Source organism: Nocardioides sp. WG-D5 (assembly GCF_054031175.1).
In genome coordinates this window covers 218,521-240,857 of record NZ_CM132928.1, presented here as the reverse complement: position 1 = coordinate 240,857, position 22,337 = coordinate 218,521, and the positions used below count along the sequence as shown (strand labels likewise).

At 70.5% G+C, this 22,337-nt stretch carries 22 protein-coding genes; 11 read left to right on the top strand and 11 right to left on the bottom strand.

Going from position 1 to position 22,337, the window contains the following annotated elements:
- The first annotated feature begins 4 nt into the window (after nt 1-4).
- The 7 genes from ACWZJV_RS01205 (at nt 5) to ACWZJV_RS01175 (ending at nt 6,312) form a co-directional block, all read left to right on the top strand.
- Nucleotides 5-946, top strand: a complete 942-nt coding sequence (locus ACWZJV_RS01205; RefSeq protein ID WP_457179945.1) for a phosphate/phosphite/phosphonate ABC transporter substrate-binding protein — start codon at nt 5-7, stop codon at nt 944-946.
- The gene (locus ACWZJV_RS01200; RefSeq protein ID WP_457179944.1) at nt 946-1,743 is read left to right on the top strand and encodes a phosphonate ABC transporter ATP-binding protein; all 798 of its coding nucleotides are present in this window, start codon (nt 946-948) and stop codon (nt 1,741-1,743) included. Before ACWZJV_RS01205 ends, ACWZJV_RS01200 begins: the two co-directional genes overlap by 1 nt.
- Entirely contained in the window at nt 1,740-2,615 is an 876-nt protein-coding gene (gene phnE / locus ACWZJV_RS01195; protein WP_457179943.1) for a phosphonate ABC transporter, permease protein PhnE, read from the top strand. Before ACWZJV_RS01200 ends, phnE begins: the two co-directional genes overlap by 4 nt.
- The gene (locus ACWZJV_RS01190; protein ID WP_457179942.1) at nt 2,615-3,604 is read left to right on the top strand and encodes a zinc-binding dehydrogenase; all 990 of its coding nucleotides are present in this window, start codon (nt 2,615-2,617) and stop codon (nt 3,602-3,604) included. Before phnE ends, ACWZJV_RS01190 begins: the two co-directional genes overlap by 1 nt.
- Nucleotides 3,605-3,615: 11 nt before the next feature.
- Nucleotides 3,616-4,068 carry an NUDIX hydrolase gene (locus ACWZJV_RS01185; protein ID WP_457179941.1) on the top strand — a complete coding sequence of 151 codons (453 nt, stop codon included), beginning with the start codon at nt 3,616-3,618 and terminating at the stop codon, nt 4,066-4,068.
- 11 nt (nt 4,069-4,079) lie between these two features.
- The gene (gene dxs / locus ACWZJV_RS01180) at nt 4,080-5,978 is read left to right on the top strand and encodes a 1-deoxy-D-xylulose-5-phosphate synthase (protein WP_457179940.1); all 1,899 of its coding nucleotides are present in this window, start codon (nt 4,080-4,082) and stop codon (nt 5,976-5,978) included.
- A gap of 145 nt (nt 5,979-6,123) precedes the next feature.
- Entirely contained in the window at nt 6,124-6,312 is a 189-nt protein-coding gene (locus tag ACWZJV_RS01175; protein ID WP_457179939.1) for a hypothetical protein, read from the top strand.
- Between the two features lie 68 nt (nt 6,313-6,380).
- Here ACWZJV_RS01175 and ACWZJV_RS01170 read toward each other — a convergent pair whose 3' ends face one another.
- The gene (locus ACWZJV_RS01170; protein WP_457179938.1) at nt 6,381-8,474 is read right to left on the bottom strand and encodes a 3-hydroxyacyl-CoA dehydrogenase NAD-binding domain-containing protein; all 2,094 of its coding nucleotides are present in this window, start codon (nt 8,472-8,474) and stop codon (nt 6,381-6,383) included.
- A 1-nt stretch (nt 8,475) separates the two neighbouring features.
- Nucleotides 8,476-9,675, bottom strand: coding sequence for a thiolase family protein (locus ACWZJV_RS01165; protein WP_008360265.1), 1,200 nt, complete (start codon nt 9,673-9,675; stop codon nt 8,476-8,478).
- Nucleotides 9,676-9,985: 310 nt separating this feature from the next.
- Between ACWZJV_RS01165 and ACWZJV_RS01160 the strand changes: the two genes are divergently transcribed.
- The 3 genes from ACWZJV_RS01160 (at nt 9,986) to ACWZJV_RS01150 (ending at nt 12,370) form a co-directional block, all read left to right on the top strand.
- The gene (locus tag ACWZJV_RS01160; RefSeq protein ID WP_457179937.1) at nt 9,986-10,945 is read left to right on the top strand and encodes a PAC2 family protein; all 960 of its coding nucleotides are present in this window, start codon (nt 9,986-9,988) and stop codon (nt 10,943-10,945) included.
- Between the two features lie 15 nt (nt 10,946-10,960).
- Nucleotides 10,961-11,839: an acyl-CoA thioesterase gene (locus tag ACWZJV_RS01155; RefSeq protein ID WP_040755512.1), complete on the top strand. Its 879-nt coding sequence runs from the start codon at nt 10,961-10,963 to the stop codon at nt 11,837-11,839.
- 180 nt (nt 11,840-12,019) lie between these two features.
- Complete coding sequence (locus ACWZJV_RS01150; RefSeq protein ID WP_457179936.1) at nt 12,020-12,370, top strand: ArsC/Spx/MgsR family protein; 351 nt, start codon at nt 12,020-12,022, stop codon at nt 12,368-12,370.
- Between the two features lie 4 nt (nt 12,371-12,374).
- Here ACWZJV_RS01150 and ACWZJV_RS01145 read toward each other — a convergent pair whose 3' ends face one another.
- The 5 genes from ACWZJV_RS01145 to ACWZJV_RS01125 all read right to left on the bottom strand — a co-directional run bounded on the left by ACWZJV_RS01145 (nt 12,375) and on the right by ACWZJV_RS01125 (nt 16,226).
- Complete coding sequence (locus ACWZJV_RS01145) at nt 12,375-12,788, bottom strand: PIN domain-containing protein (RefSeq protein ID WP_008360258.1); 414 nt, start codon at nt 12,786-12,788, stop codon at nt 12,375-12,377.
- Complete coding sequence (vapB, locus tag ACWZJV_RS01140) at nt 12,779-12,997, bottom strand: type II toxin-antitoxin system VapB family antitoxin (RefSeq protein WP_008360256.1); 219 nt, start codon at nt 12,995-12,997, stop codon at nt 12,779-12,781. Before vapB ends, ACWZJV_RS01145 begins: the two co-directional genes overlap by 10 nt.
- A 56-nt stretch (nt 12,998-13,053) precedes the next feature.
- Nucleotides 13,054-13,899 carry a GNAT family N-acetyltransferase gene (locus ACWZJV_RS01135; RefSeq protein ID WP_457179935.1) on the bottom strand — a complete coding sequence of 282 codons (846 nt, stop codon included), beginning with the start codon at nt 13,897-13,899 and terminating at the stop codon, nt 13,054-13,056.
- A 123-nt stretch (nt 13,900-14,022) separates the two neighbouring features.
- Nucleotides 14,023-14,904 (bottom strand): MaoC/PaaZ C-terminal domain-containing protein, encoded by an 882-nt coding sequence (locus ACWZJV_RS01130; protein ID WP_457179934.1) that lies wholly within the window; start codon nt 14,902-14,904, stop codon nt 14,023-14,025.
- Complete coding sequence (locus ACWZJV_RS01125; RefSeq protein ID WP_457179933.1) at nt 14,904-16,226, bottom strand: 3-oxoacyl-ACP reductase; 1,323 nt, start codon at nt 16,224-16,226, stop codon at nt 14,904-14,906. The genes ACWZJV_RS01130 and ACWZJV_RS01125 overlap by 1 nt, the downstream gene beginning before the upstream one ends.
- 151 nt (nt 16,227-16,377) lie before the next feature.
- Between ACWZJV_RS01125 and ACWZJV_RS01120 the strand changes: the two genes are divergently transcribed.
- Entirely contained in the window at nt 16,378-17,658 is a 1,281-nt protein-coding gene (locus ACWZJV_RS01120; RefSeq protein ID WP_008360246.1) for an acetyl-CoA C-acetyltransferase, read from the top strand.
- Between the two features lie 220 nt (nt 17,659-17,878).
- On the opposite strand, the gene ACWZJV_RS01115 is transcribed toward ACWZJV_RS01120, so the two are convergent.
- The 4 genes from ACWZJV_RS01115 to ACWZJV_RS01100 are packed head-to-tail and all read right to left on the bottom strand — an operon-like array spanning nt 17,879 to nt 22,326.
- A complete protein-coding gene (locus ACWZJV_RS01115) occupies nt 17,879-18,604 on the bottom strand; it encodes a TetR/AcrR family transcriptional regulator (protein WP_008360244.1) in 726 nt (241 codons plus the stop codon).
- Nucleotides 18,605-18,663: 59 nt separating this feature from the next.
- Nucleotides 18,664-20,127 carry a glycerophosphodiester phosphodiesterase gene (locus tag ACWZJV_RS01110; protein WP_457179932.1) on the bottom strand — a complete coding sequence of 488 codons (1,464 nt, stop codon included), beginning with the start codon at nt 20,125-20,127 and terminating at the stop codon, nt 18,664-18,666.
- Nucleotides 20,128-20,183: 56 nt separating this feature from the next.
- Nucleotides 20,184-21,707 carry an ATP-dependent DNA ligase gene (locus ACWZJV_RS01105; protein ID WP_457179931.1) on the bottom strand — a complete coding sequence of 508 codons (1,524 nt, stop codon included), beginning with the start codon at nt 21,705-21,707 and terminating at the stop codon, nt 20,184-20,186.
- Between the two features lie 34 nt (nt 21,708-21,741).
- Nucleotides 21,742-22,326, bottom strand: coding sequence for a TIGR03086 family metal-binding protein (locus ACWZJV_RS01100; protein WP_457179930.1), 585 nt, complete (start codon nt 22,324-22,326; stop codon nt 21,742-21,744).
- Nucleotides 22,327-22,337 lie beyond the last annotated feature (11 nt).

Sequence of the window (22,337 nt, the reverse complement as noted above, 5' to 3'; positions counted from 1 at the left end):
CGACATGTCCAAGCTGCGCTCCCTCACCGCGCTCGCGGGTGCTGCGACCCTGACCCTCGCCCTGGCCGCCTGCGGCGGCGGGGCCACTCCCGAGAAGGCCGCCGCGGGCGGCGAGGTCGGCCCCGACCAGATCTGCCCCGACGGCACCCTGACGATGGGCGTCGAGCCCTTCGAGGACCCGAAGAACCTGATCCCCGTCTACGAGACCCTGGGCAAGGCCCTCGGCGAGGAGCTCGGCTGCGAGGTCGAGGTGCAGATCTCCGACACGTACGTCGCCGAGATCCTCGCCATGCAGAACGGCAAGCTCGACATCGGCCAGTTCGGGCCGCTGGGCTACGTCTTCGCCCAGAAGCAGGCCGGCGCCACGCCGCTGGCCTCGTTCGCGGGCGAGGACGGCAAGGTCTCCTCCTACACCGGCGGCATCTGGGTCCCCGAGGACTCGCCGATCAAGACCGTCGAGGACCTGAAGGGCTCGACCCTGGCGCTCTCGGAGTCGGGCTCCACCTCAGGTGACGCGGTGCCGCGCAAGGCGCTCATCGACGCCGGGATCGAGAAGGACGTGAAGGCGGAGTACGCCGGTGGTCACACCGAGGCGCTCCTGGCACTGGTCAACGGCAAGGTCGACGCCGCTGAGATCAACAGCCAGACCCTGGCCTCGGCGACCGCCGAGGGTCAGTTCGACGAATCGGCCTTCCGCCAGGTCTGGGAGTCGGAGCCGATCCTGAACGACCCGATCGCCGCGGGCCCGAACATGACGCCCGAGGTGTCCGAGGCCGTCCAGGAGGCGCTGCTGAACCTGCCCGCCGAGTCGGTCGCGGAGATCGGCGAGTACCTCGACTTCACCCCGCCCGCCGGCAAGCCGGCGCTGGTCGCGGTGACCGACGAGGACTACCAGCCCGTCACCGACCTGGCCGAGGCCCTCGACCTGACCACGGACGATCTCTGATGGGCGCTGATCACCTCCCCGGAGCGGCCATGCTGCGTATCGACGGCCTGAGGAAGGCGTTCGGGGAGAAGACGGTCCTGGACGGCCTGTCCTTCGAGGTCGCCTCCGGGGAGGTGGTCAGCCTGCTGGGGGCCAACGGCTCGGGCAAATCCACCTCGCTGCGCTGCGTGGTCGGTCTGGAGCGTCCCGACGCCGGCACGATCACCGTCGACGGCGTCACCGCCAGGCCCGCGGAGGCGATGCCGACGGTGGCGATGGTCTTCCAGAAGATCCATCTGGTGCCCCGCCGCAGCGTGCTCGACAACGTCTGCGCCGGAGCGCTCGGTCGGCTCGGCCTGAGCCGCTCCTGGTCGGTGCTGGCCTTCCCGCGCGAGGTCCAGGCCGAGGCGATGGCGTGCCTGGACCGGGTCGGTCTCGCCGACCGCGCCCGGGAGAAGGCGGGCCGTCTCTCCGGTGGTCAGCAGCAGCGGGTCGCGGTGGCCCGCGCGCTGTGCCAGCGGGCCAAGGTGCTGCTCGCCGACGAGCCGGTCTCGGCGCTCGACCCGGCCGCCTCGGAGCAGGTGATGCACCTGCTCCGCTCGCTGGCCGACGACGACGGCCTCGCCGTGGCCGCGGTGCTCCACCAGCCCGACCTGGCACGCCGCTTCTCCGACCGGGTCCTCGGTCTGGCCGGCGGTCGGCTGGTCTTCGACAGCCGCAGCGCCGAGATCGACGACGAGACGGTGGCCGGCCTCTACCGGCCCGCCCTGGAGGCGCTGGAGGCGGCCGAGGCCGCCGAGATGAGGGAGTACGCATGAGCACGGTGACCAAGACTCCCGACCCGGGTCTGGAGATCCCGCCACGCTTCCGCCCGGCGGGGATCGCCCTCGCGGTGGTCATAGCGATCGGCCTGGTCGTCGTGCACTGGTACGCCGCGGTGCAGACCAACACCTCGCCCAAGGAGCTCCTCGAGGGCTGGCGGGGGCTGTGGAACTTCCTGTTCGGCGTCGACCGCACCTACCCGAACGGCAAGACCATCCATCAGGACGGCGCCTTCCCGCTCGACCTGCGCTGGTCCGAGACCATCCGGCCCGGCCTGGAGTACTGCCTGCTGACGATCTGGATCGGCCTGCTCGGCACGACCCTGTCGATCCCGGTGGCGCTGTTCTTCGCGGTGATCTCGTCGCGGACGACCAACCGGTTCGTGCCGCTGTGGCTGCTGGGCCGCGCGGTGATGTCGGTGCTGCGTGCGATCCCCGAGACGGTCTACGCGCTGATGTTCATCGCCGCGGTCGGCTTCGGCGCCTTCCCCGGGGTGATCGCGCTGGCGATCCACAACGTCGCGGTCATGGGCAAGCTGTGGTCCGAGGCCATGGACGAGGTGGACCAGGGGCCCGTCGAGGCGCTCCGCGTGGCCGGCGCCTCGCCCGCGCAGTCGGCAGCGCACGCGGTGCTGCCCGCGGTGATGCCGTCGCTGCTCGGGCTGCTGCTCTACCGGTTCGACACCAACGTACGCAGCTCGGTCATCCTCGGCACCGTCGGTGCCGGCGGCATCGGGTTCTTCATCAAGACCGAGGTGGACAGCTTCCACTTCGACACGATGATGACCTACGTCTGCATGGTGATCGTGCTGATCATCGCCATCGACCTCTTCTCGGCCTGGCTGCGCCGGAAGGTCGGCGCGGTCTGATGGCGCGGGTGGCGGTGTGGCTCGGCGGCGCCGAGGTGACCCTGGAGACGGTGGCGCTGCCGGAGCCGGGCCCGGGGGAGACGCTGGTCGAGATCGACCTGGCGACGGTGTGCGGCTCCGACCACCACACCGTCTCCGGCCGGCGGCCCGGCGCCTGCCCGAGCGTGCTCGGTCACGAGGGCGTCGGCCGGGTCGTCGGCAGCGGTCAGCGGGTGGTCTGGGGCGTCACCGTCTCGTGCGGCGCCTGCGACCGCTGCCTGCGTGGCCTCACCGCGAAGTGCCGCTCCGTGCGCAAGCTCGGGCACGAGACCTACCAGGCGGCCTGGCCGCTCTCGGGCACCTACGCCACCCATGTGCTCCTGCCCGCCGGCACCGCGGTGGTGCCGGTCCCGGACACGCTGGCGGACGAGGTCGCCGCCCCCGCCGGGTGCGCGACCGCCACCGTGATGGCGGCGCTGGAGCGAGCCGGCTCGCTGCGCGGCCGCCGGGTGCTGGTGGTCGGCGCCGGGATGCTCGGTCTCACCGCGATCGCGGCCGCGGCCGACGCCGGCGCGGCCGAGGTCGTGGTGAGCGACGTCGTCCCCGCCCGGCTGGAGCTCGCCGCCGACTTCGGCGCCACCTCGACTCTCTCGGCCGGTCAGGGATTCCCGCCGGTCGATGTCGCGATGGACTTCTCCGGGGCCGCGCCGGCGATCGAGGCGGCGCTCGGCGCGCTCGACGTCGGCGGCTCCCTCGTCCTGGTGGGCTCGGTCTCCCCGGGGCCGGCGATCGCGGTCGACCCGGAGAGCATCGTGCGGGGGTGGCGGTCGGTCAGCGGCGTACACAACTACGAGCCGCGGCACCTCGAGCAGGCGGTCGCCTTCCTGGCCGCCTCGAGGCGTCCCTGGGCCGAGCTGGTCGAGGAACCCGTCGGGCTGGACCGGGTCGGTGACGTACTGACGAGGGAGCTGGGTAGGCCACGGGCGTCGGTGCGTCCGCGGGAGGACTAGGCTCGCTCCCCATGACCGAGTTCGCCGCCGTGATCCTTGTCGACCGTCGTGGGTGGGTGATGCTCCAGGAGCGTGACGAGCATCCGACGATCGCGCCGGAGAAGTGGTCCTTCAGCGGAGGCCACCTCGAGCCGGGGGAGGACCCGGTGACCGGCGCGGTCCGCGAGCTCGAGGAGGAGACCGAGGTGCGTCTCGCCCCCGAGGCCCTCGAGCTGGTCGCCGTCCAGGAGCTCCGCCACCCCGAGACCGGCACCGACGATACGATCCACCTCTACGCTGCCGGGGTCGACCTCACCGATGCCGACATCGTGTGCCACGAGGGCCGCCAGATCGTCTTCGTCGACCCCACGAAGGCGCCTGACCTGGACCTCAGCGACTCCGCCCGGATCGGGCTCGCGCGGTTCCTCGGATCGCCCCAGCACGTGGCGCTATCCGGGTCGGAGCCCGTCAGGGTGGAGACGTAGAATCCCCTCCTATGGGTCTCCTCGAACGCATCGCCGCGCCGCAGGATCTTCGTGATCTCTCCGACGACCAGCTCGAGCTCCTCGCGAGCGAGATCCGCGACCTGATGATCAGGACCGTGGCCACCAACACCGGCCACCTCGGCCCCAACCTCGGCGTCGTCGAGCTGACGCTCGCCATGCACCGCGTCTTCGACAGCCCCCGCGACAAGATAATCTTCGACACCGGCCACCAGTCCTACGTCCACAAGCTCGTCACCGGCCGGTCCGGTGACTTCGGCACGCTGCGCCGCGAGGGCGGGATGAGCGGCTACCCGAGCCAGTCCGAGTCCGACCACGACCTGGTCGAGAACTCCCACGCCTCCACCGCGCTCTCCTACGCCGACGGGCTGGCCAAGGCCTTCACGATCCGTGGCGAGGACCGCCACGTGGTCGCCGTGATCGGCGACGGCGCCCTGACCGGCGGGATGGCTTGGGAGGCGCTCAACAACATCGCGATCCAGCACGACTCCAGGCTGGTCATCGTGGTCAACGACAACGGCCGCTCCTACACCCCGACCATCGGTGGTCTGGCCACGGCGCTGACCTCGCTGCGCACCAATCCCCGCTACGAGCTGCTCCTCGACATGGTCAAGCGCCGCCTCAACGCGGTGCCCGGGATCGGCGCGATGGCCTATGACGCGCTGCACGCGGTCAAGAAGGGCCTCAAGGACGCGGTCGCGCCCCAGGGGCTCTTCGAGGACCTCGGCCTGAAGTACGTCGGCCCCGTCGACGGCCACGACCGGCACGCCGTCGAGCAGGCGCTGACCTCGGCCAAGAAGTTCGGCGGCCCGGTGATCGTCCACGCGATCACCCGCAAGGGCTACGGCTACGACCCGGCCGAACGCCACGAGGCCGACCAGTTCCACTCGCCGGGTCCCTTCGACGTCCAGACCGGGGCCGAGAAGCCCAAGGGCCGGATCTGGACCGACCACTTCTCCGACGCGATCGTGCGGCTGGGGGAGAGCCGGCCGGACATCGTCGCGATCACCGCGGCGATGATGCACCCGGTCGGCCTCGACGCCTTCCAGGCGCGCTTCCCCGAGCGCACCTTCGACGTCGGCATCGCCGAGCAGCACGCCGCCACCTCGGCCGCGGGCCTGGCGATGGGCGGCCTGCACCCGGTCTTCGCGGTCTACGCGACCTTCCTCAACCGCGCGTTCGACCAGGTGCTGATGGACTGCGCCCTGCACCGCGCCGGAGTGACGTTCGTCCTCGACCGGTCCGGCGTGACCGGCGACGACGGCGCCTCCCACAACGGCATGTGGGACATGTCGCTGCTCCAGGTCGTCCCCGGCCTCCGCCTGGCCGCGCCGCGCGACATCACCCGCCTCAACGAGCTCCTCGACGAGGCGGTCGAGGTCGACGACGCGCCCACCGTCGTCCGCTTCCCGAAGGGCCCGCCGCCCGAGGACATCCCGACCGTCTCCAAGCTCGGCGGCGCCGACGTGCTCGCCCGCGTCGGCACCAAGGACGTCCTGGTCCTCGGCGTCGGGTCGATGGCCGAGGTCGCCATGGGAGTCGCCGAGCGGCTCACCGCCCAGGGCATCGGCGTCACCGTCGTCGACCCGCGCTGGGTCAAGCCGATCGACCCGGCTCTCGTCGAGGCGGCCGCCGACCACAGCCTCGTGGTCACCATCGAGGACAACGGCGTCACCGGCGGCGTGGGCGCGGCGTTCCTGCAGGCGCTGACCGCCGCCGACGTACGCACGCCGGTGAAGATCCACGGCATCCCGCAGGAGTTCCTCGACCACGCCAAGCGGCCGAAGATCCTGGAGGCCATCGGCCTGACCCCGCAGGCGATCGCCCTGGACACCATCGAGCGCCTGGGCGCGCTGACGTCCACGCCGCTGTCCCGAGACGTCACCCTCTGACGGCGAGACGCCGAATTTTGACCCTGCGGACTCGGTCTCTCCGGCCGAGTCACTGGCGAAGTTCGGCTCGTCTGCGATTAGAGTGGGCCTGTCGGGGGCGACGAGGGCCCTCGGTCTTGTCACCACACAGCACTCGGGGGATTCAATGCTCTATGACGACCTCGTGGCCGAGTTCGCCTGGTCACCTGAGCAGATGTCGGCGCCGTTCGACCTCAAAGCGGCCGATGAGTTGATCCGCAAGAGGATCGAGAGCCGGCGACGCTCACCGCAGGCGACCGTGCGCCAACAAGCCCCGCGACAGCGGCAGAACACCGTCGCGCCCGAGAAGGCATGAGCTGAGGCTCCTGCAGGAACGGATCGGCCCCCGACCGCATGGCGGTCGGGGGCCGGGCGCTTCCAGGGTCAGTGGAACTTCTTGCCGGTGACCTTCTCGGAGATGCCCTCACGGTCGAGGAGCTGGGTGATGCCGCCGTTCCAGAACTGGAAGCCGGCACCGGTGATCATCCCCAGGTCGATGTCCTCGGCAGCCTGGGCGACACCCTCGTCGAGCATCCGGCCGATCTCGTCGGCGATCGCCTCGAGGGTCTGCTGGCGTACCTCCTCGGGCGCCTTCACCACGTCGCCGACGGTGAGGAGCGCCTCGACCTCCGGGTCGAGCGTGCGGCCGTCGGCACCGAAGAACGAGGCCTTCTTGGCCTCGACGACCTTGTGGAGGTTCTCCGAGAGGTAGAACCGCTCGGGGAAGGCCTTCGCCAGGGTCTCGTTGTTGTGGTACGCGATCGCCGGACCGACCAGCCCGATGAGCTGGTAGGGCGACATCGGGGTGACGCCCGCGAAGGCGGACTCGACGACGTCGATCGGGGTGCCCTCGTCGGCGATCTTCGCGATCTCGCCCATGAAGCGGCCCAGGAGCCGGTTCACGATGAAGGACGGGCTGTCCTTGACCAGGATGGAGGTCTTCTTCAGCGACTTCGAGACCGAGAAGGCCGTCGCCAGGGCGGCCTCGGAGGTCTTCTCGCCACGGATGATCTCCAGCAGCGGCATCACCGCGACCGGGTTGAAGAAGTGGAAGCCCACGACCCGCTCGGGGTTCTTCAGGTCCGCCGCCATCTCGGTGATCGAGAGGCTGGAGGTGTTGGTGGCGAAGACCGCGGTCTCCGGCGCGACCGCCTCGGCGTTGGCGAAGACGGTCTTCTTGACGCCCATCTCCTCGAAGACGGCCTCGATGATGAAGTCGGCGTCGGAGAAGGCCTCCTCGTAGTCGACCGAGGAGGTGACCAGCGCCTTGAGACGGTTGGTCGCGTCCTGGGACGCGCGGCCCTTGGCCAGCTTCTTGTCGAGCTCGGCGTGGACGTACGCCACGCCCTTGTCGGCACGCTCCTGGTCGAGGTCGACCATGACGACCGGCACCTTGAGGCGCTGGACGAAGAGCAGCGCGAACTGCGAGGCCATCAGACCGGCACCGATGATGCCGACCTTGGTGACCTTCTGCGCGAGCGCCTTGTCGGGGGCACCGGCGGGCCGCTTGGCCCGCTTCTGCACCAGGTCGAAGGAGTAGAGCGAGGCGAGCAGCTGCGGGGTCTTGGACATCGCCACGAGCGCGTCGTCCTCGGCCGCGAAGCCCTCGTCGCGGGTTGCGGTCTTGGCCAGGGTGAGCAGCTCCACAGCCTTCTTGGCGGCCGGGGAGGCGTCGCCGGTCTTGGCCCAGGCGAAGAAGCCCGCGTTCTTGGCGGCCTCGTCCCACGCCTCGCCGCGGTCGATCTCCTCACGGGAGACCTCGACGGTCCCGGAGAGGACGCCGTCGGCCCACAGCAGCGACTGCTCGAGGTAGTCGGCGCCACCGAACATCGCGTCCGCGATGCCCAGCTCGAAGGCCTCGGCGCCCTTGAGCACCTTGCCGTTGTTGAGCGGGTTCTCGATGAAGACCTTGGCGGCCTTGGCCGGGCCGATCAGGTTCGGCAGCAGGTAGCCACCGCCCCAGCCGGGGATCAGGCCGAGCATGACCTCGGGCAGGCCGACGGCCGGCACCGAGTCCTGGATGGTGCGGTAGTCGGCGTGCAGCGCGACCTCGAGGCCGCCGCCGAGCGCGAGCCCGTTGATGAAGCCGAACGACGGCTTCTTCGTCGTGCCGTCGCCGTCGCCCAGCTTGCGGAAGACGGCGTGGCCGAGCTCGGCGATCGTGCGGATCCCGTCGGCGCCACCGGCCTGCAGCGAGGTCAGGTCGGCACCGGCCGCGAGGATGAACGGCTTGCCGGTCACCGCGATCGCGTCGATCTCGGGGTCGGCCAGCGCCGCGTCGTACGCGGTGTTGAGCTCGACCAGCGACTTCGGCCCGAAGGTGTTCGGGCGGGTGTGGTCGTGGCCGTTGTCGAGGGTGACCAGGCCGAGGACCTTGCCGGAGGGCAGCGTGACCTTCTGCAGCTTGGCCGCGGTCACGACCTCGTCGTCGGAGAAGAGCTTCTCCACGTCGGCGAGAAGCGTGTTGATGTCCGTCATGTCAGGCCTCCGCGCCGTTCCAGTGAGGGTTCTCCCAGATGACCGTGCCGCCCATACCCAGGCCGATGCACATGGTGGTGAGGCCGTAACGGACCTCGGGGCGCTCCTCGAACTGACGGGCCAGCTGGATCATCAGCCGCACGCCGGAGGAGGCCAGCGGGTGACCGAACGCGATCGCGCCGCCGTAGGGGTTCACGCGGTCGTCGTTCTGGTCGATGCCGAAGTGGTCCAGGAACGCGAGCACCTGGATCGCGAAGGCCTCGTTGATCTCGAAGGCCTCGATGTCGTCGATGGTGAGCCCGGCCTTGGCCAGCGCCTTCTCGGTCGACGGGATCGGGCCGACGGCCATGACCTCGGGGGCGACGCCGGCGAAGGCGTACGACACCAGCCGCATCTTGATCGGCAGACCGAGCTCCTTGGCGACCTCCTCGGAGGCCAGCAGCGAGGCGGTCGCGCCGTCGTTGATGCCCGCCGCGTTGCCCGCGGTCACGCGACCGTGGGGGCGGAACGGGGTCTTGAGCTTGGCGAGGTCCTCGGTGGTGGTGCCGGGACGCATCGGCTCGTCGGTGGTGGCCAGACCCCAGCCGTTCTCCGCCGAGCGGGTGGCGACGGGGACCAGGTCGGGCTGGATCTTGCCGTCGGCGTACGCCTTGGCAGCCAGCTCCTGGGAGCGGACCGCGAACGCGTCGGTGCGCTCCTTGGTGATCGCCGGGTAGCGGTCGTGGACGTTCTCGGCGGTGTTGCCCATGACGAGCGCGCTCGGGTCGACCAGCTTCTCGGAGATGATCCGCGGGTTCGGGTCGACGCCCTCGCCCATCGGGTGGCGGCCCATGTGCTCGACACCACCGGCGATGGCGACGTCGTAGGCGCCGAAGGCGATGCCGCCGGCGGTCGTGGTGACCGCGGTCATCGCGCCGGCACACATCCGGTCGATCGCGTAGCCCGGCACGGACTGCGGGAGCCCGGCGAGCAGGCTCGCGGTGCGACCGATGGTGAGGCCCTGGTCGCCGATCTGCGTGGTCGCGGCGATGGCGACCTCGTCGATCCGCTCCGGGGGAAGATCGGGGTTGCGGCGCGTGAGCTCACGGATGAGCTTGACGACGAGGTCGTCGGCGCGGGTCTCGGCGTACTGGCCCTTGGCCTTGCCGAAAGGTGTGCGTACGCCGTCGACGAAGACGACTTCTCGCAGCTGTCGGGTCACCGTGTCACTCCATGTGAATTGCCGGTCGGTTGCCGCTGGGCGGCGCTGTTGTTGCGGGCACCGGTGGTGCCCCGATGCTTACATTACCCGCAAGTAACAACGGCCGCACCGAGGGGGAGGTCACATCGGAGATCGAGACGTGGTCGCCGGCCTCCGCGCGTCGGCTTGGGAATATCGGGGGCCTCCACGATGCTGCGCTGTCGTCATGTGGAAGCGTGTATTGAGAAGGTTGAGCCCCAGGGTCGAGACCCCGGGCGAGGCAAGCGACGGCGAGGCCCGCGAGGGTCGTACGCAACGGGAGGAGGCACCGATGGCCGGATCACGACTGGTGCACATCGTGGACGACCTGCCCGAGGAGATCATGCTCGCCGGCGGCGAGCGGCTGCCGCTGGTGGTGGTGCTGGACGGGTTCCTCGACGCGGGCAAGGCCTCCGAACGGGCGGCGGCCCACCTGATCCAGACCTCCAGGCGCGCGCCGGTGGTCGCGACCTTCGACGTCGACGAGCTCCACGACTACCGGGCCCGTCGCCCGGCGATCTCGTTCGTCAGCGACCACTACGAGTCCTTCGACGCGCCGCGGCTGGTCGTCCGGCTGCTCAAGGACACCGGCGACACGCCCTACCTCCTGCTGCACGGCCCCGAGCCGGACAACCGCTGGGAGGCCTTCGCCGGCGCCGTACGCGAGGTTGTCGAGCGCCTCGGCGTGACCGAGGTCATCTCGCTCACCTCGGTGCCGATGGCGGTACCGCACACCCGGCCGCTGACTACGACCAGGCACGCCAACGACGCGGCACAGGAGCTCACCGGCCAGGTCTGGGAGAGCCCCTGGAAGGGCGAGATCCGGATCCCCGCCTCCGCGCAGGCCATGCTGGAGGTACGCCTGGGGGAGTGGGGCCTGCCCATGGGCGGCTACGTGGTGCACATGCCGCACTACCTCGCCCAGAGCGACTTCCCCGCCGCTGCGGTCGTGCTCATCGAGGAGCTCGAGCGCGCGGCCCGGCTGACGATCCCGGTCTCCGACCTGGAGGCCGAGGCGCAGCGCCGCGAGGAGGAGATCGCCTCCTACATCGAGGACAACGCCGAGGTGCGGGAGGTCGTCGCCGCTCTCGAGCAGCAGTACGACACCTTCCAGCGTGGTGAGGAGTCCGGACGCTCGCTGCTGGCGCCCGACGAGCCGCTGCCGACCGGTGACGAGCTCGGCGAGCAGTTCGAGCAGTTCCTGGCCGGGCTGAACGGCCCCGACCCCGATGACGGCCCTGAGAAGGATTGAGGGACACTCACTCCTATGACGACCGACGCCGTAGCGGCGGATCAGGCGGTGGCCGAGCTGGTGGGCGTGCTCGACCTCGTCGAGATCGACAAGGACCTGTTCCACGGTGCCACTACGACCCGCAACTCGCGTGGACGCGCCTACGGCGGCCAGGTGGCCGCCCAGGCGCTGATGGCCGCGATCCGCTCGGCCGACCCGGCCTTCACGGTGCACTCGATGCACTCCTACTTCCTGCTGCCGGGCGACCCGTCCTACCCGATCGTCTACGACGTCGAGCGGATCCGCGACGGGCGCTCGTTCGAGACCAGGCGGGTCCGGGCGCGGCAGAAGGGCCGCGACATCTACTACCTCACCGCCAACTTCCAGCGTGAGGAGACCGGCTTCGAGCACCAGGACGCGATGCCGTCCGTCCCGCCGCCCGAGAAGTGCATCGACTTCCTGAAGCTGATGGCCGACTCGGGTTCGCCCGAGGCCGTGTCGCTGGCTCGTGAGTGGGAGGCGGTCGAGGTGCGCGCGGTCGGCAACTCCCTGCTCGGCATCGAGCCCGACCCCGCCCGCCCCGCGCAGCAGCGCCTGTGGATCCGCCTGGGTGCCTCGCTCCCCGACGATCCCGACATCCAGCGCGGCGCCTTCACCTGGGCCTCCGACATCTCGCTGCTCGGCGCCTCGCTGGCCGCCCACTCGCTGGACCACAAGGGCATCCAGATGGCGTCCTTGGATCACACGATCTGGTTCCACCGCCCCTTCCGGGCCGACGAGTGGTGGCTCTACGACCAGGAGAGCCCCTCGGCCTACGGCGGCCGGGGCCTGTCCATCGGCCGCGTCTTCACCGCCGACGGCACCCTGGCCGCGACGGTGGCCCAGGAGGGCCTCATCCGCCCGCCCCGCGCCTGAGCCCGCCGACCCGGCGCGTCAGTCCCGTCATCTCCCGCCGACCCGGCGCGTCAGTCTCATCCTCACGCGCCGAGTCGGCGCATCTGTCCCATCATCCCGTCAGGGAATAGGTCGGCGCACTATCGCACAGCCTGGTTGCCTGCCGCGATAGTGCACCACAGCGGCCGCTAAGGTGGCGGCGTGGATCAGATCACGGTGTACGAGAAGCCGACCTGCACGACGTGCCGGAACCTGTTCGTCCTCCTCAAGGAGGAGGGCATCGACTTCGAGAAGGTCGACTACCACGTGCTCGGCCTGCGGGCCGAGGAGGTCAGGGACATCCTGGCGAAGACCGGGCTGAGCGCCCGCGACGTGCTGCGCAAGCGCGAGCCGGTCTACAAGGAGCTCGATCTCGGCAGCCGCGACCTCTCCGAGGACGAGCTCGTCGACCTGATGGTGAAGCACCCTGCGCTGATGGAGCGCCCGATCGTGCTCAAGGGCGACCGCGGCGTGCTGGCCCGGCCGATCGAGAAGGTGCGCGAGCTGTTCTGAGGCGTCAGGCCCGGAGCCGCTCGACCGGCTGACCGGTGGTGCGGGTGATGAGGTCGACGTCGTTGTCGGCGTGGAGCACCGTGAGGTCGGCCTCCTCGGCGACCGCTGCGACCAGCAGGTCGGGGACCGACGGTGCCCGGTGGCGGCCGCCGCGCAGCACGAGGCGCTGGATCTCCAGCGCCCGCGCCTCCGTGCGCGGGGTGAGGGTCGCGAGCGGCATGTGGACCACCGGCACGTCCTCGACGAGCTCGGACCACTCCTGCTCCGAGCGGGCCAGGTGGCCGATCTCCAGCAGGGTCGTGGTGGTGATGCGTACCTGTCCCAGCTCGATCAGGCGGGACCACTTCTCAGCGTCGGGGCTGGTGGACATCCGGGCGAGCGCCGACCGGTGCACCAACCAGGGTCGAACTACGACCATGCGTCACGCATCAGACCCCGGTCGGCCAGCGCGGCGAACTTCGCGAAGTCGGCAGCGGCCACGGGGCGCGCCGGTGGCAGCGGGCGGAGCGCGTCGGGTGTGAACCAGCGACGGAGATAGTCGTCGCGGGTGAGCCCGAGCCGCGTCGCCTCGGTGTCGATGCGCGCGAGCTCGTCGTCCGAGAGCCCTCGGATCAGTACGTCGGACATGTCTGTCCACCTCCTGGACGGAAGATGCTAGCCCAGGGCAGGCCGCCGAGGTGGGATCAGGGGCGGGTCGCGCGGTGGACCCAGGTGGACTCGACCTCCATGCCGACGTGGCGGTAGAGGTCGAGGGCGCCGGTGCGGGAGTCCGTCGACAGCGTCGCGCGCGTCGCTCCGTGGGCCCGGGCGGCGCCGAACGCGTCGGCGAGGAGCGCCTGGGCCAGACCCCTGTTGCGCTGGTCCTTGCGGGTGGCCAGCTTGCTGACGTACCCCTCCCGGCCGTCCTCGGTCATCACCAGCACCGCCGCAGCGACCACGTCGCCGTCCGGACCGGTGACCACCCGGATGTTCCAGGGCTCGGCGCCGGGACGATCGACAACGGTGGCGACCCAGTCGGGGTAGGGCTCGCGCTCGCGCTCGGACCACTCGAGGAAGGCGTCCTCGATCACGGTCCAGACCTGCTCGTGGTCGTGCGAGGTGGCAGCCCTGATCGCGTACGCATCGGGCAGCTCCCGCACCGGGATCGTCGTGTCCTCCGGCAGCACCAGTACCCAGGACTCCCAGCGGGTGAACCAGCCCAGCGACCCCAGCAGCCGGTCGCCGGGTGAGCCCTGGGGGACCGGCATGCCGATGACCGGCTCGCCGAGCTCGCCGGCGCGGGCGCTGATCCAGCCGGCCAGCGCGGTGCCGATCCCGCGGCCCCAGTGCTCGGGGTGGACGGCCGCGTCGGCGCGAGCACCGCCGGAGCACTCGGCGTAGCCGACCAGCTCACCGGTCGGGGCCAGGACGCCGACGGTGGCGGCGCCGACGTCGAAGGAGGGCCGCTGCCACTCCGCGACGATGTCGGCCTCCTCGATGTGGACCTCGCCCGTCGTGGCCACCTCGTCCGCGGCCATCACGCGGGTCACGCCGCTGGCGTCCGCCAGTGTCAGGGGGCGCTCCGTATAACCCGTGGGGAGCTGAAGTGAAGCAGGCATGCGAGCACCGTCTCACCTGCGAGACCCCGCTCGCCACGGGTTAAATCGGGTGGCTCACAGGGCGGTCGTACGCCCCAGCAGGTGCAGGGTGTCGGAGCCGCGCTTGTGGAGCGAGAAGTCGTAGCCGTCCAAGTGCTTCAGCGACCCGAAGGCGACCGAGGACGGCAGGAAGACCGGCTTCTTGAACGCTACGTCCACGCGCACCGCGCTGGGGAGCCGGTTCTCCAGCGCCGCGATGCAGCGCGCCTTGGTCCACATCCCGTGGGCGATCTGCCGCTTGAACCCGAGCGCCTTCGCGGTCAGCGGGTAGAGGTGGATCGGGTTGTAGTCGCCGGCGACCTTGGCGTAGCGCCGCCCCAGGTCGGCCTTCAGCGGGAAGACCGGGCCCGAGGGATCGACCTCGATGAGGTCTCGCCCCTGAGTCGGACCCAGCCAGGAGACGTCGGGGTTGCGCTTCCCACGGACCAGGTAGGTCGAGGTGGACTCCCACACGACCTCGCCCTCGACGGTGGCGACGGTCAGGAACCGGTACGCCTTCCCGACCGGGTGCGGCTCAGGCTGCCCCACGGTGGCGGTCACGGCGACCGCCTCGCCGACTGAGATCGGCCGGTAGCCGCTGATCGAGTTCTCGACGTGGACCATGCCCATCGCGGGCGAGGGGAAGTCCGGCGAGGACATCAGCGCCATGTGCAGCGGGAAGGCCAGCATGTGCGGATAGGGGAGCGGCACGGTGTCCTTCAGCGGGAAGCCACACAGCTCGGCGTAGGCGTCGACCGCGTCACGTTCGAGGACGACCGGCTCGCGGGTGAGGCTGAGCTCCTCGTAGGTCACCCCGGTCTTCTTGATGCCGGGGAGCGCGTTGACGCCGGGAACGGCGGGCAGGGCCGCCCGGATGAGCAGGCCAGGACCCGACCTGCCCGTGAAGATGTCGCTCATCACGCACCCAGCATCATCTGGCCGCACACCCGCACGACGTTGCCGTTGACGGCGGTGGAGGCCGGCGAGGCGTACCAGGCGATCGTCTCGGCGACGTCGACCGGCAGGCCACCCTGCGCCATCGCGTTGAGCCGCTGGCCGACCTCACGCGTCGCGAACGGGACCGCGGCGGTCATCTGGGTGATGATGAAGCCCGGGGCGACGGCGTTGATCGTGATGCCGTCGGGGAGCTCCTCGGCCAGCGAGTCGACGAAGCCGATGACCGCGGCCTTCGAGGCGCCGTAGGAGGTCTGGCCGACGTTGCCGGCGATGCCCGCGATCGAGGAGACGCCGATGATGCGGCCGTTGGGGCGGATCAGCTTCTGCTCGAGCAGCTCGGCGGTGATCCGCTCCGGGGCGCTGATGTTGATCTCCAGCACCGTGCCGAAGCGGTCGGGCTTCTGGTTGGCGAGCTTCTTGTCGAGGGTGACGCCGGCGTTGTGGACGAGGATGTCGACGCCGCCGAACTTCTCCTGGAGGTAGGTGGCGATCGTGGCGGGGGCGTCGTCGGTGGTGATGTCGGCGGTGATGTAGTCGGGGGTGACCTTCTTCAGGTCGTCCTCGGACGGCGGGATGTCGAGGCCGACGACGGTCGCGCCGTCGCGCTGCAGGACCTTGGCGATCTCCTCGCCGATGCCGCGGGCGGCGCCGGTGACGAGGGCGACCTTGCCGGTGAGCGGCTTCTTCGGGTCGACCTGCTCGGCGGCGGCGGAGGCGTTCTTGGTGCCGATCCGCACGACCTGGCCGGAGACGTAGGCGCTCTTCGGGGAGAGCAGGAAGGCGAGCGTGGAGAGCAGGGAGCCCTCGAAGCCCTCGGCGACGTAGACGAGCTGGACCGTGCCGCCCTTGCCGATCTCCTTGCCGAGGCTGCGGGTGAAGCCCTCCAGCGCGCGCTGGGCGACCCGCTCGCCGCCCTTGACCTGCTCGGGCGGGGTGCCGATCACGACCACGCGCGGGTTGTTGTCCAGGCTGCGCAGCACGGGGGTGAAGAACTCCTGCAGCGCGACGAGATCGGACGTCGAGGTGAGGCCGGTGGCGTCGAAGACGAGGCCCTTGAAGCGGGCGCCGGAGGCCGCGGTGTCGGTCGAGGTGATGTCCAGCTCGCTGAGCAGGCCGCTCAGGGACTCGGCCAGACGACCACGCCCGCCGGTGAGGACGGTGCCCTTCACGAGCGGGGCGCCGGCTGCGTACCGCTCGAGCTTGGCGGGGCTCGGCAGCCCGAGGTTCTTGACGAGGACCTTGCCGATCGCCGACTGGGTGAAGCTCTGGTACTTGTCGCTCATGGTCTGCTCTGATCCTTCTGGACGTGGTCTCTGAGGCGTACGTTGGTATGTTACTGACCAGTTGTAACTAGGCGTGTAACTCGGTGTCCACTTTTCGTGATCTCCCTGACATACCCTTCTCCAAAGAGCTTCATCAGACAAGGATGAACCCATGACCACCACCCGTCGTGTCGCCATCGTGGGCGGCAACCGCATTCCCTTCGCCCGTTCCAACGGTGCCTATGCGACCGCGTCGAACCAGGAGATGTTCACCGCCGTCCTCGACGGCCTCGCCGCTCGCTTCGGCCTCGAGGGCGAGCGCATCGGTGAGGTCGCCTCCGGCGCGGTGCTCAAGCACTCGCGCGACTTCAACCTGACCCGTGAGTCGGTGCTCGGTTCGAAGCTGGCTCCCGAGACGCCCGCCGTCGACCTGCAGCAGGCCTGCGGCACCGGCCTCCAGGCAGCGACCTACATCGCCAACAAGATCGCCCTCGGTCAGCTCGACTCGGGCATCGCCGGCGGCACCGACACCACCTCCGACGCGCCGATCGCGCTGGGGGAGAAGCTGCGCAAGGTCCTGCTCGAGGCCAACCGTGCCAAGACCAATGTCGACCGGATCAAGGCGTTCGCCAAGCTCCGCCCCGCCGACATCATCCCCAACATCCCGGCCAACGTGGAGCCGCGCACCAAGCTCTCCATGGGCGAGCACGCCGCGCTGACCGCGCTCGAGTGGGGGATCACGCGGGAGGCCCAGGACGAGCTGGCCGCCGCCTCGCACCAGAAGCTGGGCGCTGCGTACGAGGCCGGCTGGTTCGAGGACCAGATCACCCCGTTCCGCGGCCTGGAGAAGGACAACAACCTCCGCCCCGGCTCGACCGTGGAGAAGCTCGCGACGCTCAAGCCCGTCTTCGGCGTCAAGGGCGAGAACCCGACCATGACGGCCGGCAACTCGACCCCGCTGACCGACGGCGCCTCCGCCGTGCTCTTCGCCAGCGAGGAGTGGGCCGCCGCCAAGAACCTGCCGGTCCTGGCCTACTTCGTCGACGCCGAGGTCGCCGCTGTCGACTACGTCGCCGGTGGCGAGGGCCTGCTGATGGCTCCCGCCTACGCCGTCCCGCGCCTCCTCGCCCGCAACGGCCTCACCTTCGACGACTTCGACTTCTTCGAGATCCACGAGGCGTTCGCGTCGCAGGTCCTCTCCACCCTCGCCGCCTGGGAGTCCCCGGACTTCTGCAAGGACAAGCTCGGCCTCGACGCCCCGCTTGGCACCGTCCCGCGCGAGAAGCTCAACGTCAAGGGCTCCTCGCTCGCCGCCGGCCACCCCTTCGCCGCCACCGGCGGCCGGATCATCAACAACCTCGCCAAGCTGCTCGACGAGAAGGGCTCGGGCCGCGGCCTGATCTCCGTCTGCGCCGCCGGCGGCCAGGGCGTCGTCGCCATCCTGGAGAAGTAAAACCTGCCGAGGCGTCACCCGCGTCGGCCGAAGCGTCACTCCCCGTCGGCCGAGCTGGCATCCGACTGCCGGCTCGGCCGACGTACGTGACGCCTCGACTTTGCGCCTGCGCCGAATCGGTAGAAATGGCGGCCGAATAGGTGGTTGTGGGCGACGAAACTCGAGTTTCGTCGCCCACAACTGCATTCTCGACGCGCCAGAAGAGCAGATTCGGCGGGGGCTACTTGGCGGTGAGGGCCAGGGCCGAGGTGACGAGGAAGTCGCGGACCTGGTCGGGGGAGACGGAGCCGACGGTGGGTACGCCGGGGGCGGACTCGGAGACCAGGATGCCGACCCGGGCGAGCTGGAGGGCGCCGAGGCCGGAGGCGTAGAGCGTGTTGGCCAGCAGGTTGGCGTCCTTCACGTGGAGCTCGCCGGTGGCGGCACCGTCCTCGAAGACCGTGGTGAGGATGGTGAGGCAGCCGTTCATCGCGCGGCCCAGGCGGAACAGCGCGCTCTCGGAGAGCTCGTCGAGCAGGTCGGAGCCGCTGCGGCGCATCAGTGTCTGGGCGCAGTCGACGAAGGCGGGGTGCTCGATCCCGTAGTCGACGAAGGTGCCGACGACGTCGCGGACCACGTCGATGGGCGAGCTGTCGCCCTCGGTTGCGATGAGCATCCGCTCGCGCAGCTCGTCGAGATAGCCGACCAGGGTCAGCGCGAAGATCTCGTCCTTGCCGGTGAAGTGGCGGTAGACGATCGCGCGGTTGATGCCGACCGCCTTGGCGATGTCCTCGATCTGCGCGTCGCTCACGCCGCGCTCGTCGAAGAGCCTGCGGGTGGCCGCGACGATGTCTGCCTCACGCGCGCGTCGTCGGGCGGCGGCGGCCGAGCGGCGGCCGTCCGATGCGGATCCGTGGGCCGAAGCGGAGCCCGAGGCGGAGTAGGAGGTCGGTGGTCGGGTGCTCACAAGCACACTGTACGCGGTGTGCAACTCCGAGTTGCACTGTGCGTGTGCGGCCTCACACCTCACCGCTGGAGCAGTGCCTTCCGAGCGCTGGCGACGTCATCGGTGGTGACGTAGTCGACCCCGGCGACCGCCGCCCGGAGCACGGACGCGGTGCCGACCGCCGGCCAGGTGCCGACCTCGGCGCCCTGGCGGCGGTAGCGGTCGACGAGTGCGGCGTCGAGCAGCCGGGTGTGGATGTGCACCTGTGCGAAGGCGCCGTCGTGGACGTCCGCGGGATCGGGCTCGTCCTTGACCGCGACCTTCTCCATCCCGGTCCGCTCGGCGCCGGGGAAGTCGAAGTGGCTCGCCTCGAAGCTCATGAAGATCGCCTTGTCGTCGTGGCCCGTCCGGGAGACCCAGCCGGGCCGTAGCGAGACGACCTTGCGGTAGAGCGCACCCATCTCAGCGGCGCTCTCGCCCTTGAGCTCGACCACGAGTCGCACCCGGTGCCCGTGGAGCCGCTCGGCGGTCTCGATGGCGTCGAAGGTCTCCTCGATGGTCGGCACCCGGACGCCCCGGAACTGCGGTGCCATCCACGAGCCCGCGTCGAGCGACTGCACCTCGGCGAGCGTGAACTCGCGGGGACTCGCGGTCCTCCGGTCGGGGAAGCGGGTCTCGACGTCGGTGGTGCGCCTGAAGTCGTCGTCGTGCAGCAGGACCCACTCACCGTCGGCCGTGGGCTGGAAGTCCATCTCGATGAAGTCGGCCCGCTGCCGCACCGCGCTGCGGAACGCATCCAGGGTGTTCTCCGGGTAGTTGAGCGAGTCGCCGCGCCAGGCCATCACGCCGACCGGTCTGTTCCCGATGGCGTAGACGGCTGCCGTGGGCCCCACGAACGCGGGCGCGCCGTGATGCTCCCGAACGACCGTCCGGAACCGGGTCTTCCCCACGTCCCGAGTCCTGAAGGCGTACGTCGCATGGCCGGTCGCGTCGCTGGTGAGGTCGGCGACCTTCGCCCATCCCCGGCCGCTGTCGCGCTGGAGGGTGAGCACCCGTCCGGGCCGGGCGGGCGCGGCGAAGAGGGTGATCCGCACCGCGCTGCCGGCACGCACCGACCTCGGCATGCTGGTCGTCACCGCCTGCGGCTGCCCGAAGAGCGTACGCGGCTCCGTGACCCGCTCCGGCCAGTCCTGACCCCGATCCTCGATGCCGGGGGCCAGGACCCGCCAGCGAGTCCTCCAGGAGGACTGGACCACGGTGAAGGAGTACCGCCCGGAGGTCGCGACGACCTGGCGCTGAACCGCCTGCCAGTCTCCGTCGTGATAGCGCTGCAGCCGCACCACCCGGCTGACGCCGGAGCCGATCGAGCCGCTCAGCGTGAACGTCTCCTGCAGGATCGGTCGGGTGACGCTGGGGGACGGGGCCGCGGCCGTCTCCTCGGCTGAGGCGGATCTGGCGGGTCCGAACGCCGAGACGGAGGCGACGGGCCAGAAGATCATCGTCAGCGTCGCGAGCAGCGCGACGACGCGGGCGTAGGGGGACACGCGCACTGAGGTTAAGGGGTCGGCCGGGCGCACCTTCACCCGGTATCCAGATCAGGTCACTGAAGATACATTCTGACCGTCTCGATCGTGTCCGCCTCGGCCGGCGACTTGTCGTCGCGATAGCGGACCACCCGGGCGAACCGCAGCGCGACACCGCCGGGATAGCGGGTGGAGCGCTGCACCCCGTCGAAGGCGATCTCCACCACCTGCTCGGGCCGGACCTTCACCTGCCAGTCGTCGGTGCCGCCGACGGCGAGCTCGGTGAACCGCTCGGTCTGCCAGGCGAGCATCTGGTCGGTCATGCCCTTGAAGGTTTTGCCGATCATCACGAACTCGCCGTCGGCGCCTCTGGCGCCGAGGTGGATGTTGGAGAGCCAGCCCTTGCGCCGTCCCGAGCCCCACTCGATGCCGATGACGACGAGGTCGAGGGTGTGGACGGGCTTGACCTTGATCCAGCCCGAGCCGCGCCGTCCCGCCTCCCAGGGCAGGCCGACACCCTTGACGACGACGCCCTCGTGGCCGGCGGCGAGCACATCGCTGGCGAACCGCTCCGCCTCCTCGGTGTCCACCGTGACCAGCCGCGGCGGCCGGTGCTGCTCGGGGACGATCCGGTCGAGCTCGGTGAGGCGCTGGTCGAGCGCGAGGTCGATGAGGTCGCGGCCGTCGACGTGGAGGATGTCGAAGAAGTAGGGCACCACGGCCGACCCGGGCGCCGACCGGGTCGCGGTGCGCGAGGCGGTCTCCTGGAACGGCCGCGGTCGCCCGTCGGGGCCGAGGGTCATCGCCTCGCCGTCGAGCACAAGCGTGTCGGCCGGGAACGAGGCGACGATCTCCGCCACCTCGGGCAGCCGCGCGGTGATGTCCTCCAGGGTGCGGGTCGCGATGCGTACCTCCGGGCCGGACTTGTGGGCCTGGATCCTGATGCCGTCGAGCTTGGTGTCGACCATGACCGCCTCGCCGAGCTTGGCCATCGCCTCCTCGACCGAGCCCGCGGAGGAGGCCAGCATCGGGAGCACGGGTCTGCCCACGACCAGCCCGACGTCGGCGAGCGCCTCCTCGCCGTCGAAGGCGAGCCCGGCGACCACCACGGTCGATCCGGCGAGCATCGCGGCGCGGCGTACGGCTGTCAACGGCACCTGCGCCGCGACCGCCAGCGCCTCCTGGACGAGCGAGTCGAGGGCGCCCTGACGAACCTCTCCGGTCACCACGCCCCGCAGCCATGCCTGCTCGGCCTCCGTCGCGGCGCCGAACAGCGCTTCGGCCTCGCGTGCCCGCTCGACCTGCGAGCCGGCCCCCGCCACCCGGGACATCCGCTCGAACGCCTCGTGCACCTCGCCGACCGTCAGCGACGGCGCGGCCGCAGGTGAGGGGAGCGCGCTGAGCGAACGCCACCCCAGCCCCGTACGCCGCTGCAGGAGCGTCCCGGACAGATAGGCCGTCACGACCGGGAGCTCGTCGCGCGACGTGGCGGCGAGACACTCCGCCAGGGCGGCGACCTTCGCCTTCCGCGACCGGGTCGCGGCGACGGCGTTCGAGGTGGAGACGATGTCGGCGAGCAGCATGCCTCCAGTGAACCTCACAGCACCGACAATCGGGCGTGCCCTCGCGCGTCGCCTACGCGGCAGGTAGCTGTTCCGGGTCGCGCCCGAGCAGGCGCAGGGCGTCGTGCCACCGGTCCGTGCCGTGCTCGCCGAGAGGCGCGCTGAACACCGGCGTGCCGCCGGGCCGCGCAGCGATCTGGCGGGCCAGGTCGAGGACCAGGGCGACGGTCGCCTCCGACGGCTGATAGGCGCGTCCCACGGCGGTGGCGACGTCCCAGGCATGGACGGCGGCGTCGACCAGCTGCATGCCCAGCGCCATCGCGACGGTCGGCCGGAAGCCGAACTCGGCGAGGTGGATCGTCGCCTCCGGGTCGGCGGCCGCGAAGGCATCCCGGACCCGGCCGGCCGAGTCCCGCCATCGCCGGGCGACGTCGTGGAGGGTCACCGGCACGGAGGCGTACGCGGCGACCGGGGCGTCGCCGTCGGCGACTGCGGCGGCGAAGCCGAGGTTCTGCCCGGCCATGTGGCCGAAGAGGTCGGCGAGGTCCCAGTCGGCGCACGGGGTGGGAACGCTCAGGTCGGCCACCTCGGAGGTGAGCGTGGTGGTGTCGTCGAGGGCGCGGTCGTACTCGGCGAGCATCTCCGGGAAAGTAAGCATGTGTTGATCGT